The sequence below is a fragment of the Reyranella sp. GW821-FHT14A01 genome, assembly GCF_058803965.1.
Window position 1 is genome coordinate 396,969 of record NZ_JBXAPM010000001.1, and the last position, 17,228, is coordinate 414,196.

At 64.6% G+C, this 17,228-nt stretch carries 21 protein-coding genes and 1 tRNA gene; 12 read left to right on the forward strand and 10 right to left on the reverse strand.

The genetic code is table 11. The annotated features are described in order from the left end of the window. The first annotated feature begins 180 nt into the window (after positions 1 to 180). Positions 181 to 257: transfer RNA gene (locus tag AC1ROX_RS01905), tRNA-Arg, on the forward strand. A 915-nt stretch (positions 258 to 1,172) separates the two neighbouring features. On the opposite strand, the gene AC1ROX_RS01910 is transcribed toward AC1ROX_RS01905, so the two are convergent. Beyond that, the gene (locus AC1ROX_RS01910) at positions 1,173 to 1,409 is read right to left on the reverse strand and encodes a hypothetical protein (RefSeq protein ID WP_493121837.1); all 237 of its coding nucleotides are present in this window, start codon (positions 1,407 to 1,409) and stop codon (positions 1,173 to 1,175) included. Positions 1,410 to 1,871: 462 nt separating this feature from the next. Here AC1ROX_RS01910 and AC1ROX_RS01915 point away from each other — a divergent pair, with 462 nt between their 5' ends. Beyond that, positions 1,872 to 2,081, forward strand: a complete 210-nt coding sequence (locus AC1ROX_RS01915; protein ID WP_493122508.1) for a hypothetical protein — start codon at positions 1,872 to 1,874, stop codon at positions 2,079 to 2,081. Positions 2,082 to 2,147: 66 nt separating this feature from the next. On the opposite strand, the gene AC1ROX_RS01920 is transcribed toward AC1ROX_RS01915, so the two are convergent. The 5 genes from AC1ROX_RS01920 to AC1ROX_RS01940 form a co-directional block, all read right to left on the reverse strand. Next, positions 2,148 to 2,384: a hypothetical protein gene (locus AC1ROX_RS01920; RefSeq protein ID WP_493121838.1), complete on the reverse strand. Its 237-nt coding sequence runs from the start codon at positions 2,382 to 2,384 to the stop codon at positions 2,148 to 2,150. Positions 2,385 to 2,418: 34 nt separating this feature from the next. After that, on the reverse strand, positions 2,419 to 2,745 hold the full coding sequence (locus AC1ROX_RS01925) for a hypothetical protein (protein ID WP_493121839.1): 327 nt from the start codon (positions 2,743 to 2,745) through the stop codon (positions 2,419 to 2,421). Beyond that, a complete protein-coding gene (locus AC1ROX_RS01930) occupies positions 2,745 to 3,068 on the reverse strand; it encodes a hypothetical protein (RefSeq protein WP_493121840.1) in 324 nt (107 codons plus the stop codon). The genes AC1ROX_RS01925 and AC1ROX_RS01930 overlap by 1 nt, the downstream gene beginning before the upstream one ends. A gap of 163 nt (positions 3,069 to 3,231) precedes the next feature. Continuing rightward, positions 3,232 to 3,498, reverse strand: a complete 267-nt coding sequence (locus tag AC1ROX_RS01935; protein ID WP_493121841.1) for a type II toxin-antitoxin system RelE/ParE family toxin — start codon at positions 3,496 to 3,498, stop codon at positions 3,232 to 3,234. Beyond that, a complete protein-coding gene (locus AC1ROX_RS01940; protein WP_493121844.1) occupies positions 3,495 to 3,764 on the reverse strand; it encodes a CopG family ribbon-helix-helix protein in 270 nt (89 codons plus the stop codon). The genes AC1ROX_RS01935 and AC1ROX_RS01940 overlap by 4 nt, the downstream gene beginning before the upstream one ends. Before the next feature lie 84 nt (positions 3,765 to 3,848). On the opposite strand from AC1ROX_RS01940, the gene AC1ROX_RS01945 reads away from it, so the two are divergent. Genes AC1ROX_RS01945 through AC1ROX_RS01960 form a run of 4 tightly spaced genes read left to right on the forward strand, consistent with a single transcriptional unit; the run spans position 3,849 to position 8,238 of the window. Continuing rightward, positions 3,849 to 4,973 (forward strand): 2OG-Fe(II) oxygenase, encoded by a 1,125-nt coding sequence (locus tag AC1ROX_RS01945; RefSeq protein ID WP_493121846.1) that lies wholly within the window; start codon positions 3,849 to 3,851, stop codon positions 4,971 to 4,973. A gap of 1 nt (position 4,974) precedes the next feature. Continuing rightward, positions 4,975 to 6,192, forward strand: coding sequence for an SGNH/GDSL hydrolase family protein (locus AC1ROX_RS01950; protein ID WP_493121847.1), 1,218 nt, complete (start codon positions 4,975 to 4,977; stop codon positions 6,190 to 6,192). Between the two features lie 26 nt (positions 6,193 to 6,218). Next, positions 6,219 to 6,980: an SDR family NAD(P)-dependent oxidoreductase gene (locus AC1ROX_RS01955; RefSeq protein ID WP_493121849.1), complete on the forward strand. Its 762-nt coding sequence runs from the start codon at positions 6,219 to 6,221 to the stop codon at positions 6,978 to 6,980. Positions 6,981 to 6,996: 16 nt separating this feature from the next. Continuing rightward, a complete protein-coding gene (locus tag AC1ROX_RS01960; RefSeq protein ID WP_493121851.1) occupies positions 6,997 to 8,238 on the forward strand; it encodes an MFS transporter in 1,242 nt (413 codons plus the stop codon). On the opposite strand, the gene AC1ROX_RS01965 is transcribed toward AC1ROX_RS01960, so the two are convergent. After that, the gene (locus AC1ROX_RS01965; protein WP_493121853.1) at positions 8,210 to 9,079 is read right to left on the reverse strand and encodes a shikimate dehydrogenase family protein; all 870 of its coding nucleotides are present in this window, start codon (positions 9,077 to 9,079) and stop codon (positions 8,210 to 8,212) included. The two genes, AC1ROX_RS01960 and AC1ROX_RS01965, sit on opposite strands and share 29 nt — an antisense overlap. A 67-nt stretch (positions 9,080 to 9,146) precedes the next feature. After that, positions 9,147 to 9,629 (reverse strand): peroxiredoxin, encoded by a 483-nt coding sequence (locus AC1ROX_RS01970; protein WP_493121855.1) that lies wholly within the window; start codon positions 9,627 to 9,629, stop codon positions 9,147 to 9,149. A 153-nt stretch (positions 9,630 to 9,782) separates the two neighbouring features. Here AC1ROX_RS01970 and AC1ROX_RS01975 point away from each other — a divergent pair, with 153 nt between their 5' ends. Then, positions 9,783 to 10,379: a YqgE/AlgH family protein gene (locus AC1ROX_RS01975; protein ID WP_493121856.1), complete on the forward strand. Its 597-nt coding sequence runs from the start codon at positions 9,783 to 9,785 to the stop codon at positions 10,377 to 10,379. 65 nt (positions 10,380 to 10,444) lie between these two features. Here AC1ROX_RS01975 and AC1ROX_RS01980 read toward each other — a convergent pair whose 3' ends face one another. Next, on the reverse strand, positions 10,445 to 10,861 hold the full coding sequence (locus AC1ROX_RS01980; protein ID WP_493122510.1) for a transposase: 417 nt from the start codon (positions 10,859 to 10,861) through the stop codon (positions 10,445 to 10,447). 465 nt (positions 10,862 to 11,326) lie between these two features. Here AC1ROX_RS01980 and AC1ROX_RS01985 point away from each other — a divergent pair, with 465 nt between their 5' ends. Continuing rightward, positions 11,327 to 11,662 carry a hypothetical protein gene (locus tag AC1ROX_RS01985; protein WP_493121859.1) on the forward strand — a complete coding sequence of 112 codons (336 nt, stop codon included), beginning with the start codon at positions 11,327 to 11,329 and terminating at the stop codon, positions 11,660 to 11,662. A 173-nt stretch (positions 11,663 to 11,835) separates the two neighbouring features. Continuing rightward, the gene (locus AC1ROX_RS01990) at positions 11,836 to 12,963 is read left to right on the forward strand and encodes a hypothetical protein (protein WP_493121860.1); all 1,128 of its coding nucleotides are present in this window, start codon (positions 11,836 to 11,838) and stop codon (positions 12,961 to 12,963) included. A gap of 103 nt (positions 12,964 to 13,066) precedes the next feature. Here the strand turns inward: AC1ROX_RS01990 and AC1ROX_RS01995 are convergent, their stop codons facing one another. After that, positions 13,067 to 13,693: a hypothetical protein gene (locus AC1ROX_RS01995; protein WP_493121862.1), complete on the reverse strand. Its 627-nt coding sequence runs from the start codon at positions 13,691 to 13,693 to the stop codon at positions 13,067 to 13,069. A 105-nt stretch (positions 13,694 to 13,798) separates the two neighbouring features. On the opposite strand from AC1ROX_RS01995, the gene AC1ROX_RS02000 reads away from it, so the two are divergent. The 3 genes from AC1ROX_RS02000 to AC1ROX_RS02010 all read left to right on the forward strand — a co-directional run bounded on the left by AC1ROX_RS02000 (position 13,799) and on the right by AC1ROX_RS02010 (position 17,084). Further along, the gene (locus AC1ROX_RS02000) at positions 13,799 to 14,047 is read left to right on the forward strand and encodes a hypothetical protein (protein WP_493121864.1); all 249 of its coding nucleotides are present in this window, start codon (positions 13,799 to 13,801) and stop codon (positions 14,045 to 14,047) included. Further along, complete coding sequence (locus AC1ROX_RS02005) at positions 14,005 to 15,966, forward strand: transglycosylase SLT domain-containing protein (protein ID WP_493121866.1); 1,962 nt, start codon at positions 14,005 to 14,007, stop codon at positions 15,964 to 15,966. Before AC1ROX_RS02000 ends, AC1ROX_RS02005 begins: the two co-directional genes overlap by 43 nt. Before the next feature lie 107 nt (positions 15,967 to 16,073). Next, complete coding sequence (locus AC1ROX_RS02010; protein WP_493121868.1) at positions 16,074 to 17,084, forward strand: hypothetical protein; 1,011 nt, start codon at positions 16,074 to 16,076, stop codon at positions 17,082 to 17,084. Positions 17,085 to 17,228: the final 144 nt, after the last annotated feature.

Consider the following 17,228-nt stretch of genomic DNA (forward strand, 5'->3'; position numbering starts at 1 on the left):
AAAACCAACAAGGGCGATTTCCAAGGCAATTGAAGCACTTGAGGGGATTTTTCCGCGGTGTTTTGGACGTGCGGCGGCGCCCGGTCGCAGCCCCGAATGTCGTGCCGACTCGGCTTGCATCGCCGGGGCAGTTTCATTAGGGTGCGCCCCTCTTCGCCGGGCCCCTCGGGACTCGGCCGTGCGCCCGTAGCTCAACTGGATAGAGCATCTGACTACGAATCAGAAGGCTGGAGGTTCGACTCCTTCCGGGCGCGCCATTTCTCCTCAGCCTCCGGCGCAAGCGGGCCAGCGTTTCGACGCTGGTGCCGGCCTGTGCGTAACCCGGAACAGACCGGGCGCGATGTCTAACGTCTGCGTCTAACGCCCGAAGCGCGTTAGACTCTGCCCTCGTTTTCTTCGTCGTCGGTTCGTGTCCACTGATCGAGGGCATCAGATCGCGCGGGATTCGGGCATCGTGCATCAGGGTGATGCAGGTGTGTTGCATCGCGCGCATCGTCAACAGCTCGGTCGGCAGCCGTGGCGGATCCTCCTCCATGACGACGACGTAGTAGGGGTCGCGAAGGAGGGATACCGTTCGCCCAAGGTCGTGCGCAGGGCGTTGAAGGCGTCGCGGAAGGCATCGGCATCGCGCCAAGGCCCGGTAAGGCCGTCGCCGATCAGGCTGCGGCGTTTGCCGTTAAAAAGGGTTGGGCAGAGGAAGCCGTACACAGTGTCTGTCTGACCGATGCCGGCCGGCGGCGCGTGACGTGATGGGGCGCCCGAGAGGTCGAATCGGTGACCGTTACCACTCCAGTGGTATGGCGCTTCGGCCTGGCGCGACGTTTATCTGGACGTCAACTTGCGGTGCTTCCCAGCCGTTGGGGCGACGGAGGCGAGGCGGGTCCGCCGTAGTTTCCCCCGGGGACTCGCCTGCCTGCCGTCGACGCGAAGTAATACCGCCCCTTAGCGCACTGAGGCGATTGGCCGAACTCGGACAATGTATCTCTCCGCGTTCGGTACAGCACGGACACATTCGTTGGCTGTGAGAATGGTTGTAGTAGCCGCTCGCCATGCGCACTCATGGCGATCGGTTAGGCCCCGCGTGGGCCGGAGCCTTCTCAAGGCGAGTCATTGCAATTGCCGACGCGCCTCCCACGCTAGGCGGGACGAGCCAGGTGGTGGACAGCCTCGTCTCAATTCAGCGGTTCGTTATCGGGTCGCTGCGCTGCCGCCTCGACAGCGATGCCGGCCAGCAGCTGGGCCATGTCGGCAATCCCTTCAGGTCCCACATTGCTGCGCACCACGCCCGCACCACTTGGCGCGATCGCCAGCATAATGTGGGGGATCTTTAAGCCGATCGCCGCCAACCGCTCGCGCAGCATGGTGTCGACGTCGCTGAGGATGGCCTGAATATCCGTGATGTGGCTCATGCGGGGCAACGCACGCGGGGACCGGGCGTTTCACCGTTGCGGTCACCCGGGACAGCCGACGCCAGCGAAAGCGCGATCAAGGTCACCGTCGACATCCGACCTGCCGACTTCGACGCCGCTCTGCAGCGGCACATTCGAGCGAAGTTTTTTGCTGCACTGCGGCAACTCTTTATCCCTTGCGTTCATTCACTGCCATCGACCACCGCACTCCCATGCTTCGGTCGAGGAGCGGGCCCCGCCGGTATAAAAACTCCCCCGGCTGGGCCCGTCTCCGCATCCTGCGGCAGGGCCTGTTTCCATTTTGGCGCCGTCGTAGAAGGACGGCGTGCCACGGTGGGGACCGGCTAGTCGTCTGGAACTTGCCGAGCGCGTGAACGTTGCGGCTCATCTCAACGGAGTAACCGCATGGCCGCGAAGAAGAAAGTTGCAAAGAAGACGGTGAAGCGAAAGGTCGCGAAGAAGGTGGCCAAGAAGAAGGCCGCCCACAAGTCCGCAGCCAAGCGTGAACTGATCGATACCGGCACCAACAAGCTCTTCGTCCGCCGCACCGCGCGCGGCACGTCCTTCAAGGAAGTGGTCGATGTCAGCAAGTCGCTGGCGTCCGACCGTCGCCAGAAGGCGAAGAAGGTCGCCAAGCCGGGACAGGGCGACAAGGGCGACCGCCGTCTCTAGTCGCTACCGTAATAGTCTCGCTCGTGACGGGCCGTGCCGACCCACCTCGATGACGATCGACCGAGCTCACCGTGGTAAGCGGAGCGGTCTCATCTTCCGCGCCTCGGTAGCCATCGCGCTGAGCAGCTGTGCCACAGCTTCCATCTCTTCCGGGGTCACGAAGCCACAGATGTGCGGGCCACTCTGAGCCATGACCAGGATGAGGTAGGGCGTCGCGTCATGGTTAATGGCAGTGAGCTCGAGGTCGAGGGTGTCGGCCATGTCTTCGAGCAATGCTTGGATCTTTGGATCGGGGGCGGTCATGTGTGCTCAACGGCTAGGTGGCCGGGGCGATCCGTCACCTAACCGTGAGATTCTCCTGGAACGACGGCGTGTGCCACGTCCCCAGCGGCGGCGAGTCTTTCTCGGGCGGTTTCGGCATCGGCGGCTTGGCGGCGATCGGCGTCAGCGATAAGCCTGCAGGCACATCCGTGACGATTTCCGCCCGCGCCCCGCAGCTCGAGCAACGGAAGGGGCAGGGCTCGTAGGGTCGGTCAAGATCCTCGCGCGCGACCTCCATCGGCGCGTACCGGTTGCACGGCCGGCAGATGACGTGCCACGGCCCCTGCAGGATCGTCAGCAACGCCCGCAGGGTGCCGGGCCGGTGCTTCCAGGGACCGACCATCAGGACGGCTTGTCGCCGGCGACCGTGAGCTGCGGGCCGTCGTAGCGGGGCGGAGCCGGCCGGGTCTCGATGCCCGATTCGGCGATCCATCGTTGCATCTCGTCGGCCTGGATCTGAGTGGCGAAGCCGATCAGCAAGCAGTCGTAGTCTTGCTTCCAGCCGGCGCGGGAGTACCAGCGGTCGTCGCCGCCGGCGATGCTGTCGGCTGCAGTGTGCCATTCCGCCACGTCGGCCGGCATTAGCGGATCCTCGCGACGGAGACGCGCGACGAAAGGAAAGGCACGTGTCTTGATCTCGTGACTGTTCGGGCTGCGGCGAGCCATGGCGATCTCCGGTTTGGCCGCGACCCCTGTCACCGCCGCCGGTTCTGTCTCAGCGCGAGTCCTACTGCCGGCCGGATCGCGTGACGATCCCGGTCCTGCGCATGGCGGCGTGAGCGCGGCGCGCGGCTGCTGGCGGTGCCGGCCACGATGGGAGGTGCGAAAGTCAGACCAGACCACGCGTTAGACACAGGATGAAGATCGTCGCATCCGCGATCTCGTAGCGCAGCTCGTAATTGCCGACGATGATCCGCCGAACCTCGCGTTCGTAGGCTTCCAGTTTCTCGCCGATCCGGGGATAGTCGAGCAGGCGATCCGGTGCGCGGGCAAGCTGCTGCACGACATGCGCTGCCGCGTCGGGAGCAACAGGCCGCGGATGCCCGTGCAGCCGCTTGAGATCAGAGGGTGCCTTTCCGGTCCTCTTGATCTTCATTCAGAGGGCGGCGGTAGCGGCTTGTCGGTGCCAAGGCTATCCGCCCAAGCCTGCACGGCTTGATGGTCGATCACACGCCCGGCGTCTACGTCCTCCAGGGCTTCGAGCGTCATCCGGTGACGCTCCTCCTCCTGATCGACCCAGGCGGCGAGTGCCTGCTTCATCACCCAGCCGCGCGAGCATTCGAGACGTGACGCCGCCGCCTCGACTCTCTTCTCCAGCGCAACCGGGACATGAGCGGTCAAAACCTTTGTGTCTGTCGGCATCGTAACGATCCCTATCAGAGCGATTAAAATATAATCTAATGGAAGTTAGGGGCAAACCAGCGCCCCGCCGTAGGGCGCCGATCGATGGAAAATAGCTTCGTCAACTTGATGCGCGGCGATCCCGCGCCGCGGTTCCGGGCCGCGACGGCCGGCAATCCGAACTACATCTTCGACACGGTGGCGGGCCGCTATGTCGTGCTCTGCTTCTTCGTATCGGGCAGCACGCCGGGCGGCGCCGCGGCGCTGCAGACCGTGGCCGCGAACCGGCACCGGTTCGACGACGAGCGGATGTGCTTCTTCGGCATCACCGCCGATCCGAAGGACAGGGACGCCGGCCGAGTCGAGCAGAGCCTGCCGGGCGTGCGCTACTTCCTGGATTTCGACGCGAGCGTCTGCAGGGCCTATGGCGCCGTGCCGCGCGAGGCTGCGGCCGGGGCGACCGTCGACGTGCGGCAGTTCTGGGTTGTGCTCGATCCGACCCTGCGCGTGCTCCAGATCATTCCCTTCAAGCCGGGCGGCGCGGATGCCGCCGAGCTGATTGCCTGTCTCGATGCGCTGCCGCCGCCGCACCTGCATGCCGGCCAAGCCCTGCAGGCGCCGGTGCTGCTGCTGCCCAACGTCTTCGAACCTGCCTTCTGCCGCAGCCTCATCGCCCTGCACGAAGCGGAGGGCGGACGCGACACCGGGTTCATGAGCGAGGTCGGCGGCAAGACCGTCGAGCTGGCCGATCCCGCGCGCAAGCGCCGCCGCGACCACATCGTCGAGGACGAGAAGGTCATCCTGGCGGTGCAGCAGCGCATCAAGCGGCGCATCGTGCCGGAAATCGCCCGCCTGTATTTCTTCGATGCCACCCGCATCGAGCGCTATCTCGTCGGCTGCTACACGGAAGAGGATGGCGGTCACTTCGCGGCGCATCGCGACAACACGACCAAGGGCACGGCGCATCGGCGCTTCGCGATCTCGATCAATCTCAACGACGATTTCGAGGGCGGCGAGGTGAGCTTCCCGGAATACAGCCCGCGCGGCTTCAAGCCGCCGGTCGGTGGCGCCGTGGTCTTCTCCTGCTCGCTGATGCACGCGGTTTCGCCGGTGTCGCGCGGCCGGCGCTACGCCTTCCTGCCGTTCCTCTACGACGATGCCGCGGCGAAGATCCGGGCGGCGAACAACCAGTTCCTCGATCCGTCGGTGGGCACGTACAAGGGCGGCTGACGTGTCGAGATTCCTTCGCGTCGTCGGCTTCGTGGGAATCCTCGCCGTCGCCGGCACTGCGATCTGGCTGTTCCGGATCGATGAGCTGAAGCTTGCGGGGCCACGCACCGACTATTTCCTCTACCTCGCGGCGTTGCTCGCGTTGGCGGTCGTGGTCGCGCGCTGGCCGCGTCTTTCGGTGACTCTGCTGATCCTGGCCTGTATCGAGTTCGGCTGGGGGCTGGGATCGTGGGCCTTGGCATCGGCCGGATCGCCGTCATTGCTGCCCTCCGTCGTCGCCGAACTCGCGCGCTTCCAATGGCATCCGCTGTTGCAGGCGGTGCCTGTGCCGGGGCTTGTCTTCACCAGTGCGACCGGTCTCGCCATTCGCCACTCCACCCAGGGCACGCGCGGCCGCGATCCCGATCCGGCGCGTCTGGCCGACAGCGGCGTCGTGGCTACCTTCGGCGGCTCGGCGACCTACGATATCGGCAACGGCGAGGGCGATACCTGGCCCGAGCGACTGGACGCGCTGCTGCGCGATGATCGGCTGGTCGTCGTCAATCATGGCGTGCCGGGCTACACGACGGCCGAGCATGTGCTGCAGACGGCCTTCTATCCCGAGAAATTCGGCAAGGCGCCGCGTTGCGCGGTCTACTTCGTGGGCTGGAACGATCTGCGCAACGCGCACATCCCCGATCTCGATGCCGGCTATGCCGACTTCCACATGCCGAGCCAGGTCGATTCGCTGAAGGTGCGGCGCATCGGCGGTTCCAACGTGACGATCTCGCCGCTGCTCACGGTGCTGGCCCGTCTCGTTGCCGCCGAGGTCGACACGGTGCGCTACGCCAAGGACCCCTATGCCTTGCCGCCGGCCAGCGGGCCCGATCCGGCGGCGGCGGCGATCTTCGAGCGCAACGTCCGCACGATCTCCGCCCTCAACAGGGCGCGTGGCACGCCGACGATCTGGGTCGGGCAGGTCGTCAATCGCGACCGGCTGAAGGGCGACGGTCTCTACGGCTGGCTGCCGCGGGTGCGCGACCGCGATCTCTGGCAGCTGCTGCAGCAGTCCAACGCGCTGCTGGAACGCACGGCACAGGCGCTCGGCGATGCCTATGTCGCGCTGCCGGACGATGCGTTCGGTCCAGCCGACTTCGTCGACGACGGACATTTCTCCGCCGCGGGTGCGCGCCGCTTTGCCGGCCTGCTGGCACCCGCCGTGCGCGAGGCTTGCCGCTAGGCGTGCGGGATTCTACTCCTGTCGTCATGGCTTCTCCGTCCCGCGTGATCCTCATCACCGGTGCCTCCTCGGGCATCGGCGCCGCAACCGCCCGCGCTCTGGCCGCGCCCGATACGGCGCTGGCCCTGCATGCGCGCCGCAACCGTGCCGGCCTCGAACGGGTGGCGGGTTTCGCCGCCGGCGCTGGCGCGCAGACGCTGATCCTCGAAGGCGATCTCGCCGAGACCGGGACTGCTGCGCGCCTCGTCGACGAGACCACCAAAGCGTTTGGCCATCTCGACGTCATCGTGAGCAACGCAGGCTTCGCCAACCGCACCCCGGTCGGCGAGCTCGACCGCGCGGCCTGGGATGCCAGCCAGAACGCTATGACGGCGGCCTTCTTCGAACTGGCGACGGCGGCCAAGCCGTGGCTGATCAAGGCCGGGGCGGCCGGTCGCCTGGTCGGCGTCTCGTCCTTCGTGGCCCATGCCTTCGCCCGCGGCCTCATGACCTTTCCCGCCTCGGCCGCGGCCAAGGCCGGCGTCGAGGCCTTCGCCAAGGCCTTTGCTGTCGATATCGCCGGTTCGGGCGCCACGGTGAACTGCGTCGCACCGGGCTTCATCGAGAAGGATCCCGACGCGCACGCCGCCGTGCCGCGCGCCGGCATGGAGAAGGTGACCCAGTCGATCCCGATGGGCCGCTACGGCAAGCCTGCCGAAGTGGCAGCCCTGATCGCCTTCCTGTGCTCGCCGGCCGCCAGCTACATCACCGGCCAGACGGTGCACGTGAACGGCGGCGTCACACTTTAAGGTCCGGTAGCGCGCGATGGAAAAGACGACCTCATATCGCGACCTGCTCCGCATTGCCGACGTGCCCATGTTGATGCTGGCGACCATTCTGTCGCGCCTCGCCAGCCGCATGTTCATTCTCACGCTCGTCCTGCTGGCGCTGGCCCAGTTCTCCTCGCCGGCCCTGGCCGGATGGCTGAGTTTCTCGGCCATGGCGCCCGGCTTGCTGTTCAGTCCCATCGCGGGCGCGCTGCTCGACCGTGTCGGGCCGACGGTCGCGATCCGGATCGACATGATCGCCAGCGCGGTTTTTGTCGGCGGCATCGGGATCGCCTGCGCCCTTGGCTGGGCCAGCCCGCTTGTTCTCGTGATCCTGGTGGTGTGCTACTCGCTCGCCATGCCGCTGGGCGCGGCGGGAACGCGGACGCTGCTGCCGCGTCTGATCCCCGCCCATGCGCATGACCGGGCCAATGCGGTGGATACCGCAATCTGGGCCGTCGTCGACATCGTCGGGCCGCTGTCCGCGGGCCTGATCGTCGCCTGGCGGGGCGCGGAAACCGCGATGTCGGGCATCGCCGTGCTCTATGCCGGTGCCGCGATCTGCTTCTTCGGCGTCCGGCGTTTGCCGGGACTGGCCCAGGCGGGAACGTCGCTTCTGCGCCAGACGCTCGAGGGGATCCAGATCGTCGCGCAACAAGCGACCCTGCGCGGCCTGGCGATTTCCTATTCCCTCTATCAGATCACCTGGGGCGCCCTCTATGTCGTGGTCCCGGTCTTCGTGGTCGAGCACTATGCGATCGAGGACGGCAGCTCCCTGACGGGACTGCTGTGGGCAGGGATGGGCCTCGCCGGTGGCGTCGGCGCCCTTCTGGCGGGTCATCTGCGGACGGCGCGGCGGGAAAGAAACGTCATGGCCATCGGGATGATCGTCACGGCCCTGGCGGCCTGGCCGGTGGCGGCGGAGTTCGGCTTCGGCGGCCTGGCCATCGGCCTGATGCTGGCCGGCCTGGTGTCCGGTCCGATCGACGTCGCGCTGCTGACCCTGCGTCAGCGCCGGACCGACCCCGGGCAACTGGGCCGCGTGATGTCGATCTCGATGAGCCTCAATCTTTCGGGGTTTCCCCTGGGCTCGGCCCTGGCCGGAATGGTGATCACCTCGTCGCTGTCGGCCACCTTCATCCTGGCGGGCGTAGCCTCCGTCGTTGCCGCGATCGCGACGGTGACCATTCCTGCCGACGCGGCGCCCGCGATCAGCCGATCGAACGCACCAGGCGGATGATGTCGATGCCCCGGGCGTCGATGCCGAACCAGTCGAGATAGAGCGGCACCTGGTGGTCGAGCATGTGGCGGCCATGGTGGATGCGCCGTCCGTGGGTGCGAGCGCGTTTGAGCAGCGGCGTCTCGACGGGACTCATGATCACGTCGGCCACGATGACGTCGGCGTCGAGCGTCATCGGATCGAAGGATTGCGGATCGCCGGGACGCAGGCCGAGCGGCGTCGCATTGATCGCGATGTGGATGCCCTTGGGCGGCGACTGCACCTCGGCGACCGGCACGTCGGGATAATGATTGAGCAGCCGGTCGATCGCCTTGCCGGCGCGGGCTTCCTGGATCTCGGTGACGAGCAGGCGGCCGACCCCGGCTTCGCAGAGCGCCGCAGCGATGGCGCCGCCGGCGCCGCCCAGGCCGACCAGCCAGACGCTGGCGCCCTTCACGCGATGGCCCTGCGCCTCGAGGCCGCGCACGAAGCCGACGCCATCGACATTGTCGCCCGCCAGGGCCCCGTCGGGATCGCGGCGCACCAGGTTGACGCTGCCGGCGGCCAAAGCGCGCGGCGTGGCGCGGCTCAGCATGTCGAGCATGGTCGTCTTGTGCGGAATGGTGACGGTGAAGCCGCCGAGGTTGCGCATCTTGGTCAGTGCATCGAGCATCAGCGGCAGCAGCTCGGGGCCGCCCTCGAACGGCAGCCAGACGGCGTTGACGCCGGTGGCGGCGAAGACCTGCGGCATGACGCCGGTCATGCGCAGCTGGCGGATGGGATCGCCGATCGTGCCGTAGAGGCGCGTGGCGCCGTTGACCTGGAACAAGCCGTTGAAGAGCTGCGGATCTGTCGGGTTCATCAAGTCCCCAAAAGAAAACGGCGGAGCCTGCGCTCCGCCGTATCTTGGCCGGCCGTAATGCGCGGCGCTAGAGATTCTTCAGCACGTTTTCGGCCGTGGACACTTCGAAGGCGCCCGGCTTCTCGACGAACAAGTGCTTGATGGTGCCGTCCTCGACGACCATGGCATAGCGCTGGCTGCGCGTGCCGAGGCCGAACTTCGAGCCGTCCATCGTCAGGCCCATCGCCTGGGTGAACTCGGCATTGCCGTCGCCCAGCATCATGACCTTGTCATCGGCCTTCTGGTCCTTGCCCCAGGCGCCCATCACGAAGGCGTCGTTGACCGAGATGCAGGCGATCGTGTCGACGCCCTTGGCCTTCAGCTTGTCGAACTCGGTCACGAAGCCCGGAACGTGCTTGGCCGAGCAGGTCGGGGTGAAGGCACCCGGCAGCGCGAAGGCGACAACCTTCTTGCCCGGCGCGAAAAGTTCTTCCGTGGTGACGGCCTTGGGGCCTTCCGGGCCCATCGTGCGCAGCGTGGCGCTGGGGACTTTGTCTCCGACTTTCGCCATTTTTAGCTCCTCCAATACGCCGCCCAACCGCGGCCTTTACGAACCGGCGGACCCTAGGCCGGGGTGGGGTTTTTGTCCATGGAAGGGGTGTCATGTGGTCCAGCCCTTGCGTTTAGACCGGACAATCCCCATGGATTTAGGAGATGATTGATCATGCCCGGGTCTAGCTCTCCCGCCGCCACATTGGTTGGCCGCTTCCTGGTCGCCGCGCCGTCCATGCCGGACGAGCGCTTCCAGAAGAGCGTCGTGTTCATCTGCAAGCACGATGACGACGGCGCTCTGGGAATCATCGTGAACAACAAGGTCGACGACCTGCCGCTCGGTCAGGTCTACAAGCAGCTCGGTATCGAGGTGCCCAAGACGGCCGCCGACTGGCCGGTCCTGTTCGGCGGCCCGGTCGAGACCTCGCGCGGGCTGGTGCTGCACTCGGCCGACTACAAGCGCGACGAGACCCTGCTGATCGAGGGTGGCATGGCGCTCACCGCCTCGCTCGAGATCCTGAAGGACATGGCCGTGGGCACCGGACCCAAGAATGCCTGGCTGGCGCTCGGCCATTCCGGCTGGGCGCCCGGCCAGCTCGACCGCGAGATGCAGGACAATGCCTGGCTGGTGGTCGACGGCGACGCCGAGCTGGTGTTCGACGCCGACTTCGCCGCCAAGTGGCAGCGCGCGCTCGACCGGCTGGGCCGCGGCCTGCCCGGCGGCAAATTCGACCTCGCTTCCTTCTCTCCGCAGTCGGGCCGCGCCTGATTCCGGCTCGGCCGGCCGTATGCACTTGCGTGTATCAGGTGTGCATTCTCGCGCCTGGATTGTACTTACCTTCCCCAGGCGAACGGGCCTATAGCGGCAGGTACGTCGGCCGCCTGCCTCCCTTCGCGGCCGGCGTTGCGTAACCGGGACGTCCGCTTTCCTTCCCCAACCCCAATAGGAATGTGGACGTCCCGTCCTCGCCGGCCGACGTGAGTATCTGAAATCGCCCGTGACGCCCCTCCACGATGCAGCTTCGAGATGCGCAGCTCGACCGTGTCGGCTCGCGTCTCCCAGTCCCGGTCGCGATAGCCATTGCGCTGAGTTAGCCAGGCCGCGCTCTTCTCGCCATGGGCTGCACGTTTAAGCGCCCCGACCTCGATCTCCATCAGCCGCTCCGCCGCAAACGCGATCGTCTCATGCAACACGCTGGTGACCGCCGAAAGGCCGCTTCCTCTCTGCAGGTGTTGAGCGCCACGCTCGATGGCCCGCGAGATCGGTACGCCCGGTCTCGCCGTTAGCGCACCTTTCGCAGGTCACCCGTTCGAGGTTCTGCCGCGCTGCTCACTAGGCCGGAATGGCCGAACTTTTTCAGGCCTTTTCAAACGATCCGCTTGCAAATTCAAAGTCCGGTTCGCCAGGAACTCAGGGCTTGCTTCTTACAGGAGAGACGCCGTCGGGATTGCTCGGTGGCAGTGACGATGGTGCTGCCTATCCTCCGATGCCTCGCATGCGCGGCGTCGATATGTAGGCCAGCGGCTTCCACCATCTCGTCATCATCGTTTCCCGTCGGGAAAGCGTCCGACACGACCGGGAAAATAGCCCGCACACTGGAGACCGACAAGCCAAGCATCAGCATAGAAGAGTCGCCCTCGGCAGCGCCGGCCGCGGAGTCATGGCCGTTCGACGGCCTCGGGGAGGACAATCCGCTGGGCTTGCAGGCCGACGAGATGTACCTGAGGCAGGACGCGGCGCTGTCCTGGCAGGACCCGGCGCATCTGCGCACGCTGGGCCGCACCGCGGTGGGCGAGCTGCGCTACCAGGGCGAACGAAAAGGCTGGGACGCGAGCCGGACCGACACCGCGGTGCGCACCGGCCTGAGCGATCTCTATGCCGGGGCGGTCGAGGCCGCCCTCGGCCAGGATCCCGAGCGCGCGGCGAAGCTTTTCGACCACGCGCGCGACGTGATCCAGCCGGAGCGGCAGGCGGCGGTCGAGCGGCGCCCGGACCCCGACGACTACCAGGCGCGTGCCGCCGAGGCGACGCCGCCGGACGCCTCGCCGTAGGTTCGGTCGCAGGTGTCGAGGATGGTGCGGATCGAGCAGGCGCGCGCCGACCGTGCGTGGCAGGCGGCGCGGGGCCGCGCGGCGACAAGCGCGCTCGACTGGCTCGGTGCGAACCCCGGGGCGCCGCTGATGGCGATGCCGGTAGAGATGCGCGACGGATTGAGCCGGAGCAGATGCAGGCGCTCGACAAGACCGCCATGAACGGCGGTCGCGTTGTCACGGATCGCGACCTCTACGACAGGCTCGACGACCAGACCGTGAGCGAACCGGAGAGTTTTGCGGCGATCGATCTCACGCAACACCGCCTGTCGCTCGGCGACATCGAGTACAACCGCCTGACCAAGCTCCAGCAGGCTCTCGCCGAAGGCAAACCCGATCCGGCCTTCGAGCGCCACCGTCTCGGCCGCCTGTTCCTGGGCGAGGGGTTGCGGGCTGCCAAAGTCGATCCAAACGGCGAGGAGGCCCGGGCCACACGGCTGCAGCTCGACAGGCTTCTAGGCGCCTTCGAGCCAGTCGAAGGCAAGCCACTGACGATTGCGGACATCCGTGGGCTCGTCGGTGATGTCGTGGGTGGCGTGCTGCCGCGCGGCGAAGGCGATCCGAACATCGTCCGGGTCTCGGGCGGCGAGCCGGTCAAAGCGAACGCCAATACGGAAATAGCGCAGCAGCAAGAGCCAGCCAAGGCCGGCCAAGAGACTGCGCCGCCAACGAAGTCGGTTCTCGGCAGTTCCAAGTTGCAAGCCGCGACGACAAATTCGGGCACAGACCCAGGAAAGCGCGTGGTCCTACCGAACGGTAAGAGCGTGCCAAGCTTTGAAGAGCAGAAAACGGAGTTCCTGATGTCGCCGGTCGAGGACCTTAGAGAGGTTGCTGCGGCCGGTCGGGAAACGGGCAGGAAGTTCTGGGGGAAAGTCTTCACGGACCCCTTAGAAGCAGAGGCATACGTCCGTGAGTTGGGCCGCAAGGACCTCGCCCAGGGAGGACGGTTCGATTATCAGAGGCTCTGGAGTCCCGATGACGACGCTCCAGGCTACTTGCAGTTGCGCCAATTTCGCGATGTCTCGAATTTCAATGTTGGACTGTACATGCAACAGGCCGGCATTCCCAAGTGGAAGACTCTGAAGATTGCGGGCCAATACGCAAAGGAAAATTCGAGCAACTACATGCCGAACGAACCATACGGCCTGGATCCGCGAGTCAAACGGTGGATCGATCGTGGCTATGCAGCAGGAGAAAGTGGCGCCTTCAATGAGCCGTTTTTATTGAAAAAGAACAAAGCACGGCCGAGGACGGCAGATTGATTAGTGTGTACTTGCAACTACACGCCGAACAAGCCCTATGGCCTGGATTTGCGATTCAAACGGTGGATCAAGCGCGGCTATGCAGCAGGAGAAAGTAGCGCCTTCATTCCTGTCGTCTCTGGTGATCCTTCCAAGCCCAGATAATCATGACAATGGCCGCAACCCCGATGGCAGGAAAATAATGCCATGCGAGGGCGGGAAGGACACCTAAATCCCCAACGAAGAAGTTGTCTGGGGATTTAAAGTTGGTGAAGCGTTCAAAGTAGTTAAAGAAGCAGGTAGGAGCGGTCTCCGGCATAATCGGTGGCCTTGGATCAAAGCAATAGCTCAACGGTATGGAAAAATCGTAGGCGGCCAGGACGAACAATAGAACCGCGGAGCGCAAGGCCAGGCGAGGCAAGAGCGGCAAGGGCGCCCTGTTCATGTGGGCCTTTCGCCGAAAATCACTCAGGGCCCAGGCGATAGCGATCGACAAGGACACGACGATCGCCGGCAAATAATGCCACAGGAGGCTGGCAAGGTTGCCTTCCTTTAAGCGTCCAATCAGCGTGTCGACGCCAAGAGGGAGGCAATCGAAAAGGGGCATGTTCATGAAACCCCATGTCAGAATTGAGCAAAGGGAGATCTGTCCGATCAGGTCGAACAGAATGGACAGGGCGACCAGAAGAACGACGAAGTGCGCGACTAGGCGCAACCCATAGAGTGCCACAACTGAAAGTTGTATCTTCATAAGATAAAACTATCATGCCTCGTGGAAACTGACCACACCTTCGCGCAAACCTTCGCATCTTGATCGAGCAGACAAGTTCCAAAAGGACTTAGTCCGGAGACGAACATGGCAAGCATCGAGATGGAGGAGCTGCCGTCGGCAGCACCGGCCGCGGAGTCATGGCCGCGCAACGGCCTCGGCGACGACAGCGCACTCGGCCTTCAGGCCGACGAGATGTTCGCGCGCCAGCTCGACACCGGGTTCGCGGGCGAGGTCCGCGGGCTGGTGAACGACCCGGCGACGGGTCTCGCGGGCCGGGACCCGGAGGCGATGTGGCCGGGATCGCCGGGACCATCCCGCTGCTGGGCGAGCTGAAGGACCGGTACCTGGCGCAGGCGATCGGGGCCCGCCAGAAGGCCCTGCTCGAGCCGCTGTTCGACCGGCGTCTCGACCGCGCCGGCGGCGACCTCGGGCGGATCGCGGAGCAGGCGACGTCGGTGCTGGACGACCGCATCGTGGCCGAACGCCTCGCCGACCTGCGGCAGGACGCGGCGCTGTCCTGGCAGGACCCGGCGCATCTGCGCACGCTGGGCCGCACCGCGGTGGGCGAGCTGCGCTACCAGGGCGAACGAAAAGGCTGGGACGCGGGCCGGACCGATAGGGCGGTGCGCACCGGCCTGAGCGATCTCTATGCCGGCGCGGTCGAGGCCGCGATCGGCCAGGATCCCGACCGCGCGGCGAAGCTCTACGACCACGCGCGCGATGTGATCCAGCCGGAGCGGCAGGCGGCGGTCGAGCGCAGGATCGAACGGGGGCGCGAGGAGCGTCGCGTGACGGAGATCGTGGGCGGTCTCGCCGACACACCGGACGATCCGACACGGCGCCTCGACCTCGATGACTACCAGGCGCGGGCCGCCGATGCGACGCCCGCGGACGCCTCGCCCGAGGTGCAAGCGCAAGTGTTGGCCAGCATCGCAAAGGCGCGCGCTGACCGGGCCTGGCAGGCGGCGCGGGGCCGCGCGGCGACGGGCGCGCTCGAGTGGCTCGGCGCCAATCCCGCGGCGCCGCTGATGGCGATGCCGGTGGAGCTGCGCGATGGGTTGAGCCCGGAGCAGAGGGAAGCGCTCGACCGGAGGGCCATGAACGGCGGCCGCGTTGTCACCGATCGCGACCTCTACGACAGGCTCGACGACCAGACCGTGAGCGAACCAGAGAGTTTTGCGGCGATCGATCTCACGCAACACCGCCTGTCGCTCGGCGATGGCGACTACAACCGCCTGACTAAAGTCCAACAGGCTCTCGCCGAAGGCAAATCCGATCCGGCCTTCGAGCGCCACCGTCTCGGCCGCTTGTTCCTGGGAGAGGGATTGCGCAACGCCAACCTCGAGCCCGACGGAGAGGAGGCCCGAACCGCGCGGCAACGGCTCGACAGGCTTTTAGGCGCCTTCGAGGCGGTCGAGGGCAAGCCAGCAACGATGGCGGACATTCGTGGCCTCGTCGGTGACGTGCTGCCACGAGGCGACGGCGATCCGAATATCGTACGGACCTCGGGCGGCGAGCCTGTAGAAGCCAACGGCAATACGCAAATCTCGCAGCAGCAAGAGCCAGCGAGCGTCGATGAGAGCGAGCCACTGCAGGAGGCTCAGAATCCCCAGCCGAAGCCGACGCAATCCGCGAAGCCCCAGCAGGCGAAGCCGTTGACGTCGACACAACCCTCTAAGCTTTCACCGTCAGAGAGGCTGCAGCTAAGGGAAGAGAATTGGAAAGAAACCATTCGGAAAGATTTGCCCAACCCCCTCCCCGCTGGATGGCAAGATCCACTGCCTGACGATTGGGAGCAGGCTTTGACGCGAATAAATCCTGACTACCTGAAATGGACAAAGGCTGCGGCAGAAAAGAATGGGATCGACCCGCTGCTGCTCGCCCGACTGTTCTACAAAGAATCGAGCTACAACAAGGATAAGGGGTGCAACAAAGGGGCAAAGGGCATCGCCCAGCTTACGGAGACTGCGATCAAAGACCTGAAGCTCGATCCGAAAACCTTCAAATACGATGATCCGAAAGCGTCGATAGATGCCGGAGCAGCTCTTCTGAGCCGGTACTATCGCTATTTCAAAGATTGGCCTAAGGCAGTAGGAGCCTACAACAGGGGTATTGGAAACATACACTATTTCTTTATTCCGACAGAATCGGCGGACACAAACGATCAGAAGTCAGGATTGCCCCTCGAAACGAGTATCTTGCTCAGGTACGTTTTTCGCGGCCAGCCCGAAGCATTCGATAAGAGTAAATAGAAGGTTTGTGTTGATCAATATACAACCTTTGGTTGGTGGCTGGAAATGCCCGCGAAGCGCATCGTGGAGACCATAGCTCGATCTGTAAATGCGGGAGAGGTCTCGCGATGCGAATGGTCTTTCCCTTTTTGGTTGTGTTAGCCGTTCTCGGCGCTTTCGTCGGATCGATGCAAATGCCGGCACGCGCCGACGGTAGCTCGAGCTATTCCAGTTACATGGAAATGCTGAGCGAAGGGGCACTCTTCAACGAGGCCAGCCACCGGAGGTCGTTGGCTGATTTCTATGCAGAAAATGTGAGAGTTCGGCTCGGGCGGGAACAGCGTTTGCCGAACGGCGTGAGCTGGCGGCTGCTGATCGATCAGCAAACGGGAATTGCCACGCCACGGATCACCTGGATGCCCGATCGGAAGAGTATGGCCGTCGCCAACAGGATGCTCGAGGCTCTGCAGAGCCAGGCAGTGGGGGCTGCCCAAGAGGCGGCAGAGAAGAACTTCGAATTTTCCCAGGAAGTCCTCAAGGAAAAGCCATATCTGACCCTTTTGATTCACCCCCCTTTCACCATCGATCGGTCCGTGATGCAGACCGATATCGCCTTGACCTATGCGACTGCTAATTATGTAAGTCTCATAGAACTCTCGAACAGCTTGGCGCCCGAAGCGAATTTCAATCCCAGGCATATGCAGGGACTAATCCTCGATCTTCGACGTGATCGCGTGCAGACGACTGGGGCTTGTCCGGGAAAGAAGGAATATAGGGGCTTGATCCTGGGGGATGGCTTCTTTCAATTCGGCGATCTTTTGCAAATCTGCGACGAAACCAGTCGCGACGCTTTTCTGAAGTTTATTCACGAAAAGGCCAAGCCGCCTCTGGCGGCGGCGGCCAGCAGCAAGAATGCCTTCATCAAGAGATGCCGGAAGCCCTATCTTGCGATCGATCAAATGTTCGTTTTCTTTCTGACGCCGGGCGGATTGGCCGTTCACGCTACGGATTATTGGGTGCACGCGGACATAGATTGTGCGTTGCGACGCAGTTCCGTAGGCACTTTCATCATTCCCTACCGCGAACTTGAGCCCTTCATGCAGCCCGGTCCATTGCGCGATGAACTTTTGCGTCAGTGACGGCCTCTTGGAGAAAAGCGTCAGAAGGCGCAGCCAAACCGTACCATCGAACTTACGAACCGCTCTTAAGCGGGCTACTCGGAGAACAGATCGCGGCAATGGTTATCTACCCGGCTCTGCCAGTGGGCGTAGCCGACGGGCCGC